The organism is Hahella sp. NBU794, from assembly GCF_050749805.1.
Lineage (GTDB): Bacteria > Pseudomonadota > Gammaproteobacteria > Pseudomonadales > Oleiphilaceae > Hahella.
On the sequence record NZ_CP192738.1, the window covers coordinates 2756170 to 2775381 of the forward strand.

The 19212-nt window shown below is 49.1% G+C and carries 7 protein-coding genes; 6 read left to right on the top strand and 1 reads right to left on the bottom strand.

Annotated elements, in window-relative coordinates; all coding sequences use genetic code 11:
* The first annotated feature begins 24 nt into the window (after positions 1-24).
* Together ACQYWX_RS12405 and ACQYWX_RS12410 are read left to right on the top strand one after the other, a co-directional pair.
* Entirely contained in the window at positions 25-14676 is a 14652-nt protein-coding gene (locus tag ACQYWX_RS12405) for a DUF6531 domain-containing protein (protein WP_431688986.1), read from the top strand.
* A gap of 17 nt (positions 14677-14693) precedes the next feature.
* Complete coding sequence (locus ACQYWX_RS12410) at positions 14694-15032, top strand: hypothetical protein (protein ID WP_431688987.1); 339 nt, start codon at positions 14694-14696, stop codon at positions 15030-15032.
* Here ACQYWX_RS12410 and ACQYWX_RS12415 read toward each other — a convergent pair.
* Positions 15004-15936, bottom strand: a complete 933-nt coding sequence (locus tag ACQYWX_RS12415) for an ADP-ribosylglycohydrolase family protein (RefSeq protein WP_216739862.1) — start codon at positions 15934-15936, stop codon at positions 15004-15006. The genes ACQYWX_RS12410 and ACQYWX_RS12415 overlap by 29 nt on opposite strands.
* A 494-nt stretch (positions 15937-16430) precedes the next feature.
* On the opposite strand from ACQYWX_RS12415, the gene ACQYWX_RS12420 reads away from it, so the two are divergent.
* The 4 genes from ACQYWX_RS12420 to ACQYWX_RS12435 are packed head-to-tail and all read left to right on the top strand — an operon-like array spanning position 16431 to position 19184.
* On the top strand, positions 16431-16970 hold the full coding sequence (locus ACQYWX_RS12420; protein WP_011397872.1) for a tetratricopeptide repeat protein: 540 nt from the start codon (positions 16431-16433) through the stop codon (positions 16968-16970).
* A gap of 16 nt (positions 16971-16986) precedes the next feature.
* Positions 16987-18123 (top strand): tetratricopeptide repeat protein, encoded by a 1137-nt coding sequence (locus tag ACQYWX_RS12425; protein ID WP_431688988.1) that lies wholly within the window; start codon positions 16987-16989, stop codon positions 18121-18123.
* Positions 18124-18143: 20 nt separating this feature from the next.
* Complete coding sequence (gene fliQ, locus ACQYWX_RS12430; RefSeq protein WP_216739859.1) at positions 18144-18410, top strand: flagellar biosynthesis protein FliQ; 267 nt, start codon at positions 18144-18146, stop codon at positions 18408-18410.
* A 3-nt stretch (positions 18411-18413) separates the two neighbouring features.
* Entirely contained in the window at positions 18414-19184 is a 771-nt protein-coding gene (locus ACQYWX_RS12435) for a flagellar biosynthetic protein FliR (RefSeq protein ID WP_431688989.1), read from the top strand.
* Positions 19185-19212: the final 28 nt, after the last annotated feature.

The window sequence follows — 19212 nt, forward strand, 5'->3', positions numbered from 1 at the left end:
TCCTTATTTTTGTTGGGTGAGTATATGGTGGCGGTGATTAGCAGTCAGGGTTTAGGGATATTCAACGGCGGTCAGGCTCTGGATGGAGCAGGATCTGGTGTCATTGGGCAGGCCAAGGAACAGGCGATAGTAAACGCCGCCACAGGAAACCTGATTATACGCCACCAGGATGAGCTAATTGTTGGCAAAGGACTGGATACTTCCGTTTTACGCACTTACAACAGTCAAGGCGCGTTGAGTGGGAGTCACGACAGCAGTTGGTTTCTCGGGCTTGATCGCAGGCTTATAAAGCTGCCCGAACCGCCTAATGCGTCAGGATCTGAATTGACCAGGGTCAACGGTGACGGCAGTGAAACCACCTATCAATATATTGCCGCCCTGGGGGCGTATCGCTCCACAGACGGCGAAGGCGCCCATGATCTGGTTAGATACGATAAATCTAGCGCTCAATGGACTTGGACAGAGGGTTCATCAAAGGTTCAGGATGTATATGATGCTTCCGGACGCCTGCTGAAGTCTTTGGATCGTCATGGCAATCAGGCCCTTTATACCTACAACGCTAAAAATCTTTTAAGTAGCGTCAAAGACGCTTCTGGCCAGACTACCTACTTTGAATACAAAGATAAAAAAATAAGCGCTATTCGCACTGTTCAGCTAAATGGTCAGGGGATGGCGTTTTCGGCGACTACCGTTCGCTACGGTTATGACGCGGTGGGCCGGCTTAATAAAGTGACACTGGACTTAACGCCCGAAGACGGCGATATCAAGGATGGAAAAGTTTATACAACCGGCTACGCCTATGACGGAGCCAGCCAGCGAGTCGCTCAGATCAGGCAATCTGATGGTTCATCTGTCGCCATTACCTACACACAAATAAATGGAGAATACAGAGTAGCGTCCGTTACGGATGGCGAAAATCGAGTTACTCAGTTTTCTTATGACCTATCGCAGAATGCAACCCATGTGAAAAATGCGTTGGGCCATACCATCACCTATCGCTATGATGACGCTAAACGCTTAAGTGAAGTTATTGCGCCTCCCGTCGAAGGGCAACGCTCCGTAACGCGCTACCAATATGATGAGGATGGCAATATCGTCCGAGTTGAGGATGCGTTTGGAAATTCGGTCCGCTATCAGTATGACGCTAATGGCAACTTGATCGAAGAGCAGGATGCCCTTGGCGGTGCGATAAAATACGTCTATTCATCGGACAATAGGTTGCTGCTAAAAACAACCTACGCTGTACCTGACCCTGATGGAGACGGCGCAAGCGCTCCATCCAAACCAATGACTTCTCGTTTTGTGTACGATGCGAACGGAAGGCTACGATTTGAGATATCAGCGGAAGGCCGCGTTGCTGAATATCGATACGATACGGCAGGCCTTTTAACCGAAACACTTCAGTTTATTAATGCGCGTTTCGACTTGTCCGCACTACCCCAGGATCGGTCGCTCAACCTTTCTGATATGAGTCAATGGCTGGTTTCAGCACAGGACAAAAGTGTGCAACGCACCAGCAATCGCTATGACTTTCGGGGGCAGTTGCTGGAGACGATCTCCTACTCAGACACCAAATTTGACTCCCCATCAGTAACGGGAGCTGGGCGGAAGCTTTTTATCTATGACGAAAATGGGCGTTTGCTGCAGTCCAGCAATGAGAAAGGTGAAGCGACGACATTTAAATATGATGGGCTTGGTCGTCTGGTTCAATCAGTTGACGCTGAGAAAAGAATCTCCACCGCGCTATATGACGACTTAAATCGCACGGTTGTGTCTACTGCGGCAGATGGTGTAGTGGAAACGTCCGTATTCGATCGGTCTGGCAGGCTGATCAGTATTGTTAAGTCTGCGGTGAGTTCTGAAACGACAGGCGCAACCCGTTATATATATGATAAAGCGGGTCGCTTGAGCGTTATTGAAGATGCTAATGGCGTTCGCACTTATCGTATTTACGACTCCACAGGGCGTCAGGTTGGGTGTATCGATGGATTGGGCGTGTTGGCGGAGAAGCGATTCGATCAGTCTGGTCGAGAAGTTGCTGAAATACAGTATCAAAACGCGATAAATACACGTGGCTTCGTCACCAACGAAGGCCAACTGGTCAGTGACGCATTGAGCTTGGATGGCTTGAGGCGGATTGCTACGGGTGATGGCGACAGAGTGTCCTATAAACTGTATGACGAAGTAGGCCGTAAGCGCTTTCAAATTGATGGCGAAGGGGCTGTCACTGAATTTGTCTACGATGGCTCTGGCCGACTAACCACATCTTTCCGTTATTTGGAGCATCTGGATGTTTCCGATCCAGTGCAACTGACATACGTCAATGTCGCTGAAAAAGTACGCGCCACTCCCATTCACGCGAGAGTGGAAAACCGCGTGGATAAAGTGATCAGCGCTCCCGCGCAGCCCTATGAGCATACCTATGATGTGTTGACGCAGCTGGAATATCAGCGCAGTGATTACGTGGGTATGACAGGGATCGGCGTCGCCAGTTATCGCGATCCTCTTCAGCCATATGGATATGTGGATTCAGCATTCCTGCAGCAGCCCAAATCGCAGGAAAGCAGGCAAGCGTTTGATGTCATCGGAAATCCAGAGCATCTATATCCGTTGACGACATCGGCATGGTCCGACCGTTTTGTTGATTCAACAGAGGTAAGGAGCATCACCTCTACACAGAATGGAAGCAGTCGTCGCTTGAGCTGGAATTCTGATGGCTGGACTCAAAACTTCGCTGAAACAACCGATGGCCTGAGTGGCGATAGCGGTTATTACTCGCTTCAGAATGGAGCGTTGAAGGTCAAGACGGTAAAAACCTCAGGCGACAGCGTTGTAAAACGAATTGATAACGGCTTCGCCTTTGAATATGCCGAAGATGGCAAATATCGTCTGGAGGTCACAACCGGGCCTGGCTCCACCCAACGCTACTTTAAGGTGGGACTGAGCAGTGGCTCCGCAGAGAGCGAGCATTACTTATTCTTTACGCCCGATGCGCTTATGGCTCAGTACCGCTCAGGTGGCTCGCTGCAAAATAGTAATCTTGGAACATTAAAAGACAATACAACTTACGTCATTGAGTTCAGTGGCGCTGAGTCCAAGAGTGTTATTAGCGTCTATGAAAAAGGACAACCAGCCTCCTCGGCATGGAAAGATGAACAGGCTATTTCCGGCTGGGAAAATACACGCAGCTTTTTCGAAACACGTGGGTCTAGCACGCTAAGCGAAAATTACGTTCTCGTAGACAATATTGAAATGCACGGCCACGCCTCCGGCGTTCAGACCGAAGTTCGCTATCGAAAGTCGAGCGGCGACAGCTATAAAACGGCAGTGGCGAACTTCGTTGATGGCGCTTATCAGGTTGATATTGCTGATGTCTCTCCAAGCGAAGCGCTAGACCTTATTATTGTTCAGGAGGGAGTCAACGGTTACTCCAGTAAAAGCGCTGCAAGCAGTTTGGGAGTTGGTGAGTCTTCTGTTTCTTTTAGTGTTCACAAACCGGTAATTAACAGCGTTAATGGCGCTGCCCTCAAGAATTATCTGCCGTCCTCTGAATACGATAAGGTCAGCACTATTGAAGCTGTTGTGCTCAAGAATGGTGCGGAAGTGGCGAGAGCGCTGACTATTCCAGCAGCGCACACTGGTTATAACGGGTTTGTTAATCTAAGTTCCAAAGGCGAATTAGCCGCCGGAATGTATCAGGTCGGGCTTACAATAAATTATAAAGACGGTCATACAGTCTCTAAGCCTGTCTTTAACTATGACGTTGGCGATACAAACTCAAACATTGAGCAAACGTTGAGTTGGTCAGCGATAGGTCCTTCGGGATTTGATTACAAAGGTAAGTCCATAGTTTTTGAGTATCGACCGTTAAACAGTGGCGATGCATACAAAACTGTCGATGTTAAATATCTCAATGGCGTTTATTACGCAACCATCCCTTCCGCAGTTGCGGAGAACTATGAGTTCAACCTTCTTTATAAAGACGCCCAGGGCGAACTGCTGGCTCAAGGGCGGGGCAGTTTCAGTGTCTCAGCGGATAGTCTGAATACCGGTGTATTTGAAATAGCGGAAGATATTGTCGAAACACATGCTATTGAAGGCGCTTCCTTACCCCATTATCTTTCCAAGGATGAAGCAGCTCGGATCAGCTTTGTGCGCGCCAGAGTGTTTGACATTGAGACGGACACTTTTGTAGGACAGGCGGATACTTATCCGGTGGCGTATTCTGACTATCAAGGTGAAATTAACCTGACTGCAGGGCGGTTGTTGGAGGCCGGGCGCTATCACATCTATTTGACGAAATACTATAAAGACGGAACGGTTGAGCACACGCCCAAATTTGAATATCAGGTCGGTCGCCAAAAAGACAAGATAAGTCAAACACTGACATGGCCGGCGAATGTATACGCTAATCGCAGTGGTGCAGTGCATTCATTTCAATATCGAATAGCAGGAAGTGAAGGGGATTACCAATCGGCGTCGGTATCTGTAAAGAACGGCTCGTATCAGGTAACGCTCAACAGCTTGAAAGCTGGGGAATACTACGAGTTTCGCATTAGTCACAAAACGCCGGGCGTAAAAGTATCCTCTGCGCCAGGTGGCGAACGTAATGGAGTTGGGATATTTAAAGCGAATGAGGGCGAGTTAATTGGCCTGAACGCCCGTTTTGATTATGCGGATGTATCGCAGCAGTCGGCTTCCGGCTTTGGTCTGCAAGGTGTGTTTACGAAGACGGAAGCAGCGTCAATCGCATATGTGCTGGCGGATGTTTTTGATGAGTCGACAGGGCGACTGGTCAGTAGCGCCTATACCTATCCCGGCGCGTACGCTGATTACGCTGGACAAGTCAACCTGAATACGGAAAAAGCGCTGGAGCATGGCCGCTATCGTATCAGTATGACCATTTACAAGTTGGATGGCTCCATCGGGGATAAAACCTGCACCTATGAAATGGGTGAGCAAGTCACGGAAGTCCGTAAAACCGTTTTTAGCTTCCGAGCCAAAGATGTTCCTGCCAATGCGATTGCTTATTATGCCGTGCCGCAACTCGGACGGAAGACGTTTGTGAAGGCGGAAGCGGGCGCCAATAATGAGTTTAAATTGGTTCTGGAAAATGCGCCCAAGGGTGCGTACGACGTCAAAATTCAGTACAGAAACACGCAAGGACAAGTCATAGGCGAGGCCGAAGTCCGGATCACAGCGGAACAAGGGGTCGCTCGCGACTATGACATTCAATGGAAAGGCGCGATAACCAAGCAACCAGAGGGGCAGGTCAGTCGCGTTTTTTACAATAAAGACAGCTTGGTCGTGGGAGAACTGGATGCGAATGGATATTTGACAGAGCATCGCTATGATGGGGCCGGGCGTAAAGTAGAAACCATTCGCTATGCGACTTATACCGGCTATGAGAAAGTCGGACATCTCGAAAATCTGAGCTTGGAGGATATTCGTCCGCAAGCGAATGTTTCTGACCTGCATGCCTATCAGATATACGATGGGCGCGGACTTCTTGTAGGAGAGGTGGACGGAGAAGGGTATTTGACCGAAGTGGTCTATGACTCCTCTGGCTCAGTACTCAGTCGCGTCCGTTACGGCTCTGCAGTCAACTATCAAGGGCAGCCGCTTTCTGAACTGAAGATACATGCTGCAGAAAGCGGTTCATCTCGAACTGAAACATTCTCTTATGACAAGCTAGGGCGCATTTCCTCTCACCGTTCTATGGAAGGTTTGCTGACGACTTATGTTTACGACTCAACAGGTCGCCTTATTAAGCAGATTGCGGGAGAGTCAAAAAGTGGCGAGTCTGCGAGAAGCGCCTATAAGCGATACGATGGTTTTGGTCGGGTTATCGCTGAGTTGAATGGAAAGGGCGGCGCCTTACTTGAGCAGGCTGCTACGGCGGAGCAAAAGGAGGCTGTCTGGGGACGGCATGCAACTCGCTACACTTACGATGCGGCAGGCCGCTTAATCAAGTCGGAAGGGCCGTTGGCGGAGGTCTTGAGTGAGGCTGGCGGTAAGGTTAGCGCCAGACAGGAAAGCTTCCTCTTTTATGATCAGGCGGGAAATCTGAGGTTTACCGTCAATGGCTCAGGAGAGGTTGTAGAGCAGCGCTATAACGTATTCGGGCAGGTTATTGAGACGATAAAGTACGGCTCACGAGTCTCTACGCTTGGACTTAATGGCGGCGACTCCTCTGTGCTTGAAAAGCGTCTGAATAGCGTGGCGGGCGAAAAGGACGTTCATCATTACTTCCAGTTCGACAGTCTAGGCCGGAAAGTGAAGGAAATTAACGCCCTTAACGTAGCAGAGTCCTTTACCTACGATCAGTACGGCAATCTGAAGTCCGTTATGCAGGGCGCAAGGGCCCAGACTGGCGTCGCTACAAGCGTTGAGTATGCTTATGACGCCAGAGGCAATGTCCTCAGTCAGGTCGCCAAATCCGGTTCTGATATTCGCAAGCTTTCTAATGCTTACGACGCCTTCGGCAGATTGACTCAATCGACGGATGCTCTGGGTAACGCCAAGCATATGGAATATGACCGTCGTGGTCAGGTTATTGTGACCCGCGATGCGCTGGGCAAAGAGACTAAAACCAGCTATGACGCTTTTGGACGCATTGCTACGCAAACGGATGCGTTGGGCCACAAGACACAATATGTCTACAATGACCTGGCTAAAACCATTGAAATCATTTCGCCCGAAGGCGTTCGAGTGCGGACTGAAAGTAACCAGTTTGGGGAGAAGCGTGAGATTATCGATGGCGTCGGAAATATCACGCGCTATCAATACGATCAGAATGGCGCGCTGCTGCAGGTTGAAAAGCTGGACTCCGCTGGCGTAAGCCTCGGCCTTGAAAGTCAGCAGCAGTACGACATGGCTGGACGAGTTATTTCCACTACAGACGCTTCCGGCCTGACAACGATTCACAGCTATGATGTTGAGGGTCGTGAACTCATCCGTACAGTGGATCCTGAAGGCGCGGCATTATCCACACGCTATAAGTATGACGCCTTGGGGCGCAAGGTCGTTGCGATCGACGCCGCTGGCGGCGAAACGCATATCGAATACGATAAGTCGGGCAAGCAGACACGAATTGTGACGGATGCCCAGGATGGCGGATTGCAGTTGGCGACCAGCTATCAGTACGACGAAGGAGGCAATCGCGTTCGGGAAAGTCGCGGTAGCGTGGTCAATCCTAATCAGAAGGTGACGGAATATCATTACGACGGGTTTGATCAACTGGTCAGTCAGGTGGAGGACCCGGACGGCCTGAAGGTTGTTACTAAATTTCACTACGACAGTAATGGCAATGTCATTAGTAAAACTGATGCGCTGAATAATGAGTCTCACTTTGTTTACGACAAAAATGGGCGCCAGGTTTATGCGATTGATCCGCTAGGGGGCGTCACAGAAAGCCGTTATGACGCATCTGGTCGTGTTATTGCGACCGTTGGATACGCCAAGGCGATAGATGTATCTCTTTATCTGAATGGCGTTTCCACAATGGGCGCAGCGACCGCTGTGCAAAATGCGCTAAACCAGCGTCATGGCGTCGACAACGCAAAAAACAAAGCGCATACGTTTGTGTACGACAAAGACGGTCGCGTCTTGTTTGATGTAAATAACGAACGTCAAGTCGTTGCTAAATACTACGATGCGAACGGGCGTATCGCGGCGACAGTCATGCTCAAAAAGCCCGTTCCAGCCTCTGTTGCGTTGGATCGAGTCAGTTTGTCGGCATTGGTTGCTAACGTTTCAAATAGTGAGAAAGCGGTTAGTCGCGTAGTCTATGACGCTTTAGGCAGACCTCAGTATGAGATCGACGCCAAAGGGGTTGTGACCAAGTCGGAATACGATAGAGCGGGGCGTTTGGCGGCCAAAACGGTCTTCGCTAAACCGGTAGCCTCTATCGATAAATTGGCGTTAATTTTAAAAGAGATACAGCCGGTTGCTGATAATGGCGATCAGACCCAGCGCTTCTTCTATGACAATTTAGGTCGGCAGCGCTTTAGTGTCGATGCGTTGGGTTATGCAACTGAAAAGCAATATGACGATCTGGGCAATGTGGTTGCGCAGATAAAGTATGGCGTAAAACAGTCTTTCGCTAAAGGGGCGACTGCTGCAGATATTCAGGCTCAATTGCAAGGTATTGCACGCGGAGATCAACGGCGTACGCAGTTTATCTTTGGTAGCGGAAACCGTTTGCGATTCACCATTGATAATGCCGGGCAGGTTTTTGAGTCTCGCTATGACGATCTCGGCCGGGAAGTTCAAACCATACGGTGGCGCGTTCCCGTTAGTTTAGAACAGTCGCACACGGCCGCCTCTTTGCCGTCAATGCTTGGAAGGTTGCACAAAGTCGCCGGGCAAAGCACCAGCTTTGTGTTTGACGTACTGGGTCGCAAGACGGCGGCGACAGATGCAGAAGGGCATGTTGAGCGTTACGTCTATGATGCGAAGGGCAACCTGACTCAGCTTGAAAACAAGATCGGCTCCGTGTGGACATATGAGTATGACGCCAATGGTCGCATGATCAAGGAGACGACTCCCAAAGTCAGCATCACCCAGGTGGATCGTTCCAGCCTGTCGGAAACTACACAGCTAACTAATATCGTTAAGCGTAATGAATATGATGGCTTAGGCAACTTAGTCGCTTCGACAGAAGCGGATGGCTCTGCTTTCGCCAGGACGACTCGTTACGAGTATGACAGTGAGGGGCGCCAGATTCGCACCTACCGTCCTAAGTCTGAGCTGTTTAATCAGTATTATGATCGGGTCGACAGCTCCGTTCAGATTTTGGATGAAGTGACGTATGACGCCATGGGGCGTGCGGTTGTTAATCGCGTTACGACGGATCAATCGCTTCCAGCCGCGGATAGAACGTTGTCGATCACTTACAAGGTGTATGACGATCGTAATCAGCTGATTTTCGACATCGATGGCGAGAATCATGTAACTGAATACGCATACGATGCATTTGGAAACCGACGCTTCGTTATTCGCTACGCCAATAAACTGAGTGTCTCCGGCCATTCCGCAGGAGCGCCTTTGAGTGAGAGTCAGGTTCGCGCCGCCCTGAAAGCATCGGCGGCGAATGATCGCACTCTGACGACTCAATATGACAAACTGAACCGAGCGGTTCTGGTCAAGCAAAATGAAGTGGAAGTGTTTGATGTTTCAGTAAGCCGAACTGAAACATTCCGAGATAGCCCCACTACCTCCACCACCTATAACGGCTTTGGCGAGATAGTGAAAACATCCGTACTTAAGTCGTCTCGCTTGGGGCAGCAAGGTTGGGGGAACTCCTTTAAGTTTTACGATGTTAAAGGTCGAGTTATTGGCGAAGTTGATGCCGGAGGCTATGTCACGGCGTACAAATATGACGCTTATGACAACGTGATCGAAAAATATGACTATGCGACGCCGTACGCAGGGGATGTTAGCAAAGCGAAAGACTTTTCAACGCTCCTGGAAGCGATGATCGCGAGTTCATCAGAGATTGGCGAACATGGCTCGGATCAAATTACCAGGTTCAGCTACGACAGTATGAACCGCTTGGTGCGGTCCGCCAAAGTGGGGGTAACGCACTATTCAAATACACCTTCAAGCGTGCAGACGCTGCATGCATTTAAGACCGATCTGGTTGAAACCTATGAATACGATGCGCTTGGCAATCGGATAAGCATTACTGATCCCAGTGGGGCGAAGGCTTATACGTTCTTTGATGCATTAGGCAGAGAAGTCATGGTGGTGGAGTCCCCTCAGACTTTGTCCTCCACCGATTCTACCGCTGTAAGGCCTGTGACGGAGTTTCTTCGCGACGCTTTTGGAAATGTTGTGAAAGAAGTGAAGCATAGCGTTGGCTTTGTGGGAGACATATCGAATGTCGGGGACCTGTCGAAGGCGCTAGAGTCTGCGCCTCAGGCGAACTCGAACGATCACGTCAGCCACACATTTTTTGACGCATGGGGCAAAGAAGTTCAGAAAGCGGATGCCGAAGGTCGTCGCTTTAATACGGCTTACGATGCTTTTGGCAATGTCGTTAAGGAGTGGCACAACCTGACGAATGTTGATCGCACGCTGGCGGCGGCGAAGTGGTATCGCTACGACAGAAGCGGGAATCAAATTGAAACCCGCTCTCGATACGGCTATGAGGCAGAGCGTATTTCCAGTGTGCAGGTGGATTACAACGCCTTTGGCGAGGTTATTGCCCGCGGAACGGGAAGTCATCGATATGAATATTACGAGTATGATCGCGCAGGTCGCCTGTCGCATTCCAATGATCAAGACGGCGTCGACAAACTCTATGGCTATACCCTGGCTGGAGCCTCCAGCGCCTTATTCAAAAGCCTTTCGGTCGACATCCGATCTAAAAGCTTGAGTGAAATCGTTGCGAAAGCAAACTGGAGTGGGCTGGATTTTCAGATTACCAAGACAGACTACGCAGGCCGTGCAATCGCCAACTGGAACACTCGCTCCGGCGACGTCGCAGCGGTAGAGCAACGTCTGGATCGCTGGGGCAATGTTAAAGAGGCTGTCCTGGCAGGCAATGCCTCGAACAAAACGTATTTTGATTACGACGCCGGCAATCGAATGATTCGGCAACGGAAGACTGGAATTCAGGTCACTGGCGCCAATGGTGTGACGGTAACTCGTGAAGTAACGACGCAACATGCTTATGACTACCAAGGCAACCTGTTAAGAACTATTGACGACAATGGTAATCGCACGCATCAGGTTTTCAGTGCAGCGGGCCAGCTCTTGTTAACCATGGACGGCAATCAGGCGGTAACTCGTTATAACTACGACATGTTCGGCAATCAGTTGAGCGTGACGGACGCCATTGATCATGTCACTTATCGTGAGTACGACAAAGTTGGCAATGTCCTGGTCGAGCGCAACGGCAAAGAGGTCAGACGTTATTCGTATGATGAGCTGGGCCACCGTATCATTGAGCGGGACTCGGAAGGGATGGGGACCCGTTACATATATAATGCTCGCGGCGACTTGATTGAAACCCGGGGGATTAATAAGAAAACCGCTGACACTGGCAGCAATAAGTTCCGCTATTACGCATACGAATATGACGAGCGGGGCAACAAGACAATGGAAGTTGACGGACTTGAAGCCAAGCGTGAATGGTTATTCGAATCTGGGGCCTCACGCTATTTCGGCCGCGCTGATAGCTATAAAAACCTGGGAGGCGTTGTCACTAAATACGCTTACAACAAGCTCGGACTGTTGCAGAAAGAGACTAACGGCAATGGGATGAACCGGACGTATAGCTACTATGACGACGGTAAGCAGAAGGACATTGTCGACAGTGGCGTAAATAGTAAAACCAGCTATCGCTACGACGCGGTTGGCAATCGGGTATTCGAGGGCTTCTGGCAGAATGGCGTTCAGTATAAAAACAGCGTTATCGGCTATGACAGTGAAAACCGAATAGTTAGCGTCAAAGACGATATGGTGGAAATCCAGTATCAGTACGATGCCGTGGGCAATCGTCGACATACCTTCGCCAAGTATATCAAGGACTATGCACCGGGAGCGTCTACCGCAAACAAAGAGTGGAAGTCTTACGATTATTGGTACAACTACAATAAAACAAATCAGATCACAGTCAGTCAGGGCAGTCTGGTCAACGGCAAGATAGTTAAGACTCAGCAACAGGGTATTTATATCAACTATCTGTTGAACGGCTCGCGCGCACGCTCAATTCAATATGATAAGTCCAGAAAAGAAGAGGTGACGGAGCAGTATCTTTACAACGCAGAGAACCGTCTGGCGCAAACCAAAGTTAATAACGTTCTGGTGAATTCCAGGGAATACGATAGCGCAGGGCGCCAAATTAAATTTGTCGACTATGACGCCAAGAGCGGCAGTAAGAAAGAAACTCGAAGCACCGCCTACAATGACTGGGGGCTGCAGCATAAGACGGTTACTTATAACAAAGATGGCCAGCGTATCTCTGAAGTGCGCTATTTCGATGTAGATAATTCTGACTTCTATTGGTATGACGCTAACGGGAACGTCGATCAGTACCAGGTGCAGACGTTCACTGGAACGAAATACACCAACACGATTTCCTATTTGTATACCAACAAATATGACGGTTACAAAGAGACGGAAGTGTGGGGGAACTCAACTTACTTCCAGCGCGGAAACAGTTACAGCTTCTATGACGTTAACGGTAACTTAGTCAGAGTCGAAGATAAGAAAGACTCTGGTAATAACCGCAGCATGATCAACGACGCAGAAGGAAAGATACTCGTCCGTAAACAATCTGAACAGAATCAATATCTGTTCTACGCCAATGGCAAACAAGTTGGTATGGCTGGCAAGGCGGGCGGTAAGGAGACGGATGATTTTGATCTGAACTATACGCCGGTCAGCGAGCAGTATCCCAGCAGTACGCCAAGCTCTTACGTCGTTAACCCAGGCGATACGCTTCAGACCATTTCGGCTGCGGTATATGGCGATGCAAGCCTATGGTATGTGATTGCTGACGCCAATGGTTTGCGCGGGGTGGATGACCTGCAAGAGGGAATGCCGCTGCGCATTCCCAACATGATATCCAACTTGCATAACACGGCGGATACCTTCAAGCCATACAATCCACGAGCCATTATCGGGGATACAACGCCTACTATGCCGGAGCCTCCACCGCCCAAACATGGCGGTAAATGCGGCTCTGCATTTATGTTGATCGTCGCTGTGGCGGTGGCTGTTGTCTCGGCGGGGGTTGGGTTGGCCGCCTATGGGGCGGTGAGCGCTTCAGTCGCGACCACCATAGGAGGCTCCCTTGGAGCTGTTGCAGGTGTTGGCGCAGGTGTGTTGGCGGCGGGCGTCGTCAGCTCTGCGATCACTCAGATGGGATCCATTATTACGGGTCAACAGAAAGGCCTGCACTTCTCATGGAAAGACGTGGCGATTGACGGTATTTCCACGGCGGTTGGTTATGAGCTTCTTGGAGAGGCGGATAAAGCCAGGAAGACTTTGAGTCTCTACCAGGCGGCTGGGCATGCGGCGGTTAAGTCGGTTACCCGTCAAGCGGTTTCCATGGCGGTAGGCAGACAAGAGCATTTCAATTGGCGCGCTCTGTCCGCCAGCGTTCTGACTGCGGGCGTAGGCAACATACTGGGAGGTTCTGATCTTGGTAAATATACCGACAAGCTGAACTACTCTGTCGGCGACATGAACTTTGATCTGGGTGGTGCGCTCATCAATGGCGCCGCCAGCAGTGTCGCCAATAAAGCGGCCTATGGTCATGGCAAGTTCAACTATATGCAAGTCGCCGCAGATGTCTTCGGCAACCCACTTGGCGCCGCGATCGCGAGCCCACTAGGAGGCAAGGTAACTGAATGGACTGAGCAGGCCAAAGGTGCGCTGTTTAAAATGTTCTCCATAAAGGAACATGTTACTGACCTATACTCAGATCCACTGCTGTCCGCGTCTCTAAATAGTGGAGGGCTGATGGATGGCGAGTCCTACGATATGATTCGTCGCGATGATTATGATTCAATCATTGCGGAAAATGGCGGCTCGTTGCCTGCAAACTGGGTTCACTATCAACCTGGCGAAGACGCCGAACTTGATGAGTGGAGAGAATATTACGATACAGCCACGGAAGAAGAATTCTATCAAGCAGCTTTAGACGCCAAATACCAGCCAGAGCATTTGGCGCTACAGGTAAGCCTATTCTCTGAGACTCAGTTTACCCGGGAGATGAGAGACGGGTACACAAGGTGGGTTAAGGATGTTTATCCGATGGACCCACGAGGCCCAGGAGTACTGGGGGATAAGTTTGGCAGAGACCTTATGATAGGTTTAGTTGGACAAATAGCAGAGGACGGTGGGGTAGTTGGCGATGAAGGTGCGGCCTATTTTAGGGATTATCAAAGTCTAAGGCTTGCTGGTGGCTCTGAACGGGCCAGTAGTGTGCTGGAGATGTTTGGAGAAGGAATCCTAGGTGCGCTTGGTCTACCTAAGGCAGTTGGGGTGGGTAAGGGCGCTGTGGCGGAATTGGCGCTCTCTGCTGAGTCGCAGGTCTTTACTATGGAAAGAGCCCTGAGTCGTAGTAGTGAGCTTCGTGTTCGGTTATTTAGTGGTAGAGTACGACCACTAACTAATGAAGAGTACAAAGGGATAAGCGCCACCGGTTTGAGTCGTAAGGAGATTGATGAGCTTATGGAAACTACTGGTGATTTGTATGTATTTCGTGGAACACGTTCTGATGCACATATTCCAGGAGGCGAGGGCTCGGAAGTATGGGGTAAAACTCCCACTTCCTTAGACCCACTCCGGGCTACTATTTTTGCAGTCGAAAGGAAAACATCGGAAAGAATAAGTACTTCAGTATATTTTGGCTCAAGAACTGATTTGGAGATTGAGGTAGAGTTGGGCATGGTTCATGAGGGGCAAGAAACAACAACACTAATTCAGTTAGAGCGAGAAGTGTTTGCTCCGCTAAAAGCAAGTGAGCTTGCTCGGAGGGCTCCCTATAAGATATCTGTAGAGCAGTCTTCCCAAATACTACGGGATATGGGGTTTTCTGTTCCACAGAGGTTGAGTGGAGACAAGACTATTATTTCTGATACATTACGTGAGTCGCCTAATATGACGGCACAGCAAATTGCAGAATATATTCGACGTGCTAAATTGTTGACGCAATAATCATAAGGTATACAGTTTTGGAAAATAAAATGATTACTTTTGAAGTGGATGATATTTATAGGGGGGATGATAGTGTTACTGTTGCTGGACGTTGCATAAATGGACCAATAGCAATCGGCGATGTTTTTTTGTATCAATATAAGCCGATTTTTGAAAAGCATGATGATGATTGCAAGTCTGTAGTTTTTTCTGAGGTTGAGCGTGTGCAGCTGACAGTGGTAGGTATTCAGTGTCTTCGAATGGACGTTCCCGAAATTGTTGACGGATATAGTGGTGCAATACAATTAACCGGAGATAGTGTTGTAGACCTAAAAGCCGGTAAATTGATCACCAGCGCAATTGGTGGTCAATGTTGAGGAATTGTGATAGCGGTTCTCGCTTCTCAATCCAATGATGAGGGATTACATTTAAATGATTTAAGGAGACAATGCTGCCTGTTATAGCACAGGTAGTATCCCTGTCTCCCAGAGCTGATAAAGTTTCCCAAATCGCATCACTGAAGCAGTTAATGTAATGTGAGGAAAACCAAAGAGAAATAGGGACTGTATCAAAGGAGCATAATTCGATCCCGTTCCCTAGCTGCTTAACTACGGTATAAAGTCTAGTGTCTATTGGTAAGCTTAGTCCTCTGATAATCCTCGATTTTGTATCACTGTCGGGGGTGTGGTTAATTATAGTCTTTAAGAAGTCTATAGAGTTAATTGCTTCGCTAGATGTATGTCTGGTGCAATATGCAGCTGCTATGGCAACGGCAATTGCCCCTGCCTGGGCGTCATAATGGGCATGTGTGACCTCTGCAGACGCTTTGGCTTCTATTGCTGCTCGATCAAAGTCGTCATAGTAGTAAGCGCCGATAGGGCCGGCACGCATAGCTGCTCCGTTCCCCATAGAGCCCATTCCACTAAATGCATTTGTTGCGGATTCAGACCAATGAATGCCATTACCTATGTCTCTGAGTATTTTGTGAGCGGTCCCACCATACCCTCGATCTGGCTGTTCTTTATATCTATATACGAACCGCTCCGCCAAAAAATCCTGATCTATATGCCCAAATTTACAGAGGGTCTCAAAAACACTTATCGCCATTATTGTGTCGTCTGTGAAATGCCAGATAGAAGGGGGTTCTTTGCGGGCAACTATCTGCTCAAGCGCTAGCTCCTCATCAATAAAAAAACATTGACCAAGCGCATCACCTACGGATAGTCCCTCTAGAGAACGATAAGCGTGATATATTCTAGTTTTATGATTTGGAGGCAACATTTGCTGGATTCTCACTTGATATTATTTCAGGGAAGAAAATATACACTTATAGCTGAGTATGCGATACTGATCTGAAAATTAGCTCGTTTCTGTAAGTGGTTAATAAATCAGTATTCTGTAGTTGCCTTAACCACGTAAGTAGAAGGGCGCGCGCCATCCCATGTTTCTGTGAGAAGGACGAATTGCATTTATGGGAAAGCGAAAGCCCTTTTTTTCTGCGGGAATTTGTGGTATGCGAAAGTGATGCGCTTATTTTTGAGCGCATAACGACTCAGCAAATCAGAGTGCGTTTATTGGGTCTTCGAGAGGGTTATTCAACTTCAATTTTGGACGCTCAATCCACAATATTTCACCTTTTTTAAATTGATCAAGAAGTAACAGGTTGTTAGAATTGCCGCCTCCATCGGAGGTGTGTTCCTTAGGGATGAAGTATCAAAAACTTTGGGCTACGGGCCGCTCCGGATTGTTGTTAGTAGTCATTTTCAGGTGTAAGAATGATGGACCTTAGTCTCTTTGAAGGCGATGAGTTGCTTGCCTTGGCCAGGTTGGATGTTGACGCAAAGCGGATTGACGAAGCATTGGCCAAACTGAAGAGAGCATATCAGCTCCCCGAATTCCCCCCCGAAGTAGAATCTTTATTAGCTAAAATTTACGCTCAGCTGGATTTGTTAGAGCGCGCATCCTTCCACTATGAGAGCTTTCTCGCCAGAGAAACCAAAGCGGTTCTAGAGCGTTTTCAGTACGGCATGGTGCAATTTGAACAAGGCATTAAGGACCGCGCCCTGCAGGTTTGGGCTGAAGTGCTTGAGGACGAACCCACCCATCCGCCTTCATTGTTTTACGCGTCATTGGCGAATGTTGAGTTGGGGAATGAAAATGAAGCTCGGCGTCTGATCGATATTCTGCTAAAGTCCGCCCCCGTCGATAACCTTTATTTTAATCGGGCTAAAACCCTTCTTCAGGACCTTGACGGGCGACGCTCCCAGGCCGAGTCCATGAGTGATTTGAAAGAAGCGGACCATCTATACAACTGATACTACGGACGGACACATGTCAGTCTCTGACTTGGCGGAAAAAATCGCGCGCCTCAAGCGTTTTCTCGAACAAGATGAAAACAACCTGAATCTGTTATTGGACTTGGGGCGCGCGTTGCATGAAAGCGGCCAGCCTGAAGACGCTGTTTCTCTCTTTGACCGCGCATTAAAAATTGCGGCGGACCACCCCCAGGCGATTTATGAACGCTCGATGGTCATGATCACATTGGGACGAGTTGAAGAAGCGGTAGCGGGCTTCTCCCAGCTTAAAACAGCAGGACTGTCTCACCCGAGCATTAGCTACAATCTAGGTTACTGTTACCTCCTGCAATCAGCGCCGGATAAGGCGGTCGTTGAACTGAGCGAGCATATTGAAGAGCCTGCAAAGAATTCCGGTTACGCATTAATCCTCGCGCGCGCCTATTACGCCATGGGCGACCTGCCAGAGGTGGAGCGCTTTGTAAATCTAGCGCTGTCTCTCCAGCCAGACTTCTTAGAAGCCAAAGCTGTTTTAGCAATGTGTCTGCAAGACAATGAAGATTTTGATAAAGCGATTGGCATGGCAGAGGAAGTGTTGGCCCAGGACCCAGACAATGCAGAAGCATTGGGCGTTAAGGCATATTGCTCCCTCAACGCGTTGGATCTAAGTACAGCAGCGCAAAGCTTTGACGCAATGATTCAGGCCAAGCCGAAAAGTGGGCGCGGATGGGTTGGCAAAGGTCTCCTGGAAATGCAGCAGGGTGATTTGGCCGCCGCTGAGGGCGCGTTAAAAAAAGGGCTTGAAAATATGCCTGGTCACATTGGCTCTTGGAACGTACTGGCTTGGTGCCAGATTTTACAGGGGCGGATGCAGGAAGCGGAAGAAAGTTTAGGCCGCGCCAGCGAAATCGATGACCGTTTTGGCGAAACCTACGGCGCCCTGGCGGTTATTAAAGCGCTAACACAGGATTATGCGGAAGCTCGCTTACTGGCGCGCAAGGCGACTCGACTGGATAAAGACTCCTTCTCCGGACACTTTGCCCGCGCTTTATGTGACCAAGGCGAAAATAATCCAGAGCAGGCGCAACAGATTATGCATCGCCTTATGAATGCTCCTATTGATGATAAAGGGCGTAAGCTGATCGATATTCTTCCTCAGTTTATCCGTCATTGAGATTAGATGGAGATAAATCTATGAATGCCGATCTGGCGATGATGCTTACCGAAGACATGTTATGGACGGCAGTTTTGGTCGCTGCGCCTATTTTAATAGTCAGTCTGATCGTAGGGTTGATTATCAGCATATTGCAGGTAGTCACCCAGATACAGGAAATGACGCTAACGTTTGTGCCAAAAATTGGCGCTGTCGTGGCGATCATATTTGTTATGGGGTCATGGATGCTGGCGACACTGACCCTTTACGCAAAAAACGTAATCGGGAATATACCGGCATACTTTTAGACGATGCATTTCACCATTGATCTCTCTTGGGCATGGGCCTGGTGGCTCCTGTCCATACGGCTGGCGTTAGTGGTGATGGCTTCTCCTTTTGATATGTTTGGACGTTTACCTGGGCGTATCAGGTTTTTCCTGGTTTTCGCCCTGGCGTTATTGATGGTGCGTTTCTCGCCGACTGCGGGTGCGCAACTGCCATCTTCAATAGTCGAGATGGCGTTAGCCTGTGCGAATGAGTTGGTGCTGGGATTGGCGATGGCTTTAGGTCTTCATGCCGCCTTTACCGTCTTTCAGATAGCTGGCAGGCTGATTGACTTTCAGTCAGGCTTCGGCGCGGCGAATATAATGAATCCCGCAACAAACTCGGCGGAGCCGTTGATGGGAACAATATTGCTGTTTTTCGCCACCTTCGTTTTTTTTAGCATGGATGCGCATCACATGGTGATTAAAGGGCTTGCGTATAGTGTCGCCCAAGTACCTCCGGGCTCTGGTTTAGCAAGAATGGATTTTAATGGCGCTATGAAGCAGGTGGGACTGATGTTCTCATTCGCAATGGTGCTTGCGGCGCCGGTCCTGGCGGTGTTGTTTTTATTGGATGTAGGCGTAGCGGTCATGGCGAGGACGATGCCGCAAATGAATGTCTACTTTCTCTTTCTGCCATTAAAAGTGGCGTTAGGGATCGGAGTGACGGCGCTTTCACTCAAATATCTGACTCCATTAATTGGAGAAGTGTTTATTTCTATATTCCGCTACTGGAGTGGAATGCTGACAGTCATTTGAAGCAGTTATGGCAGAGTCGCAACCGGAT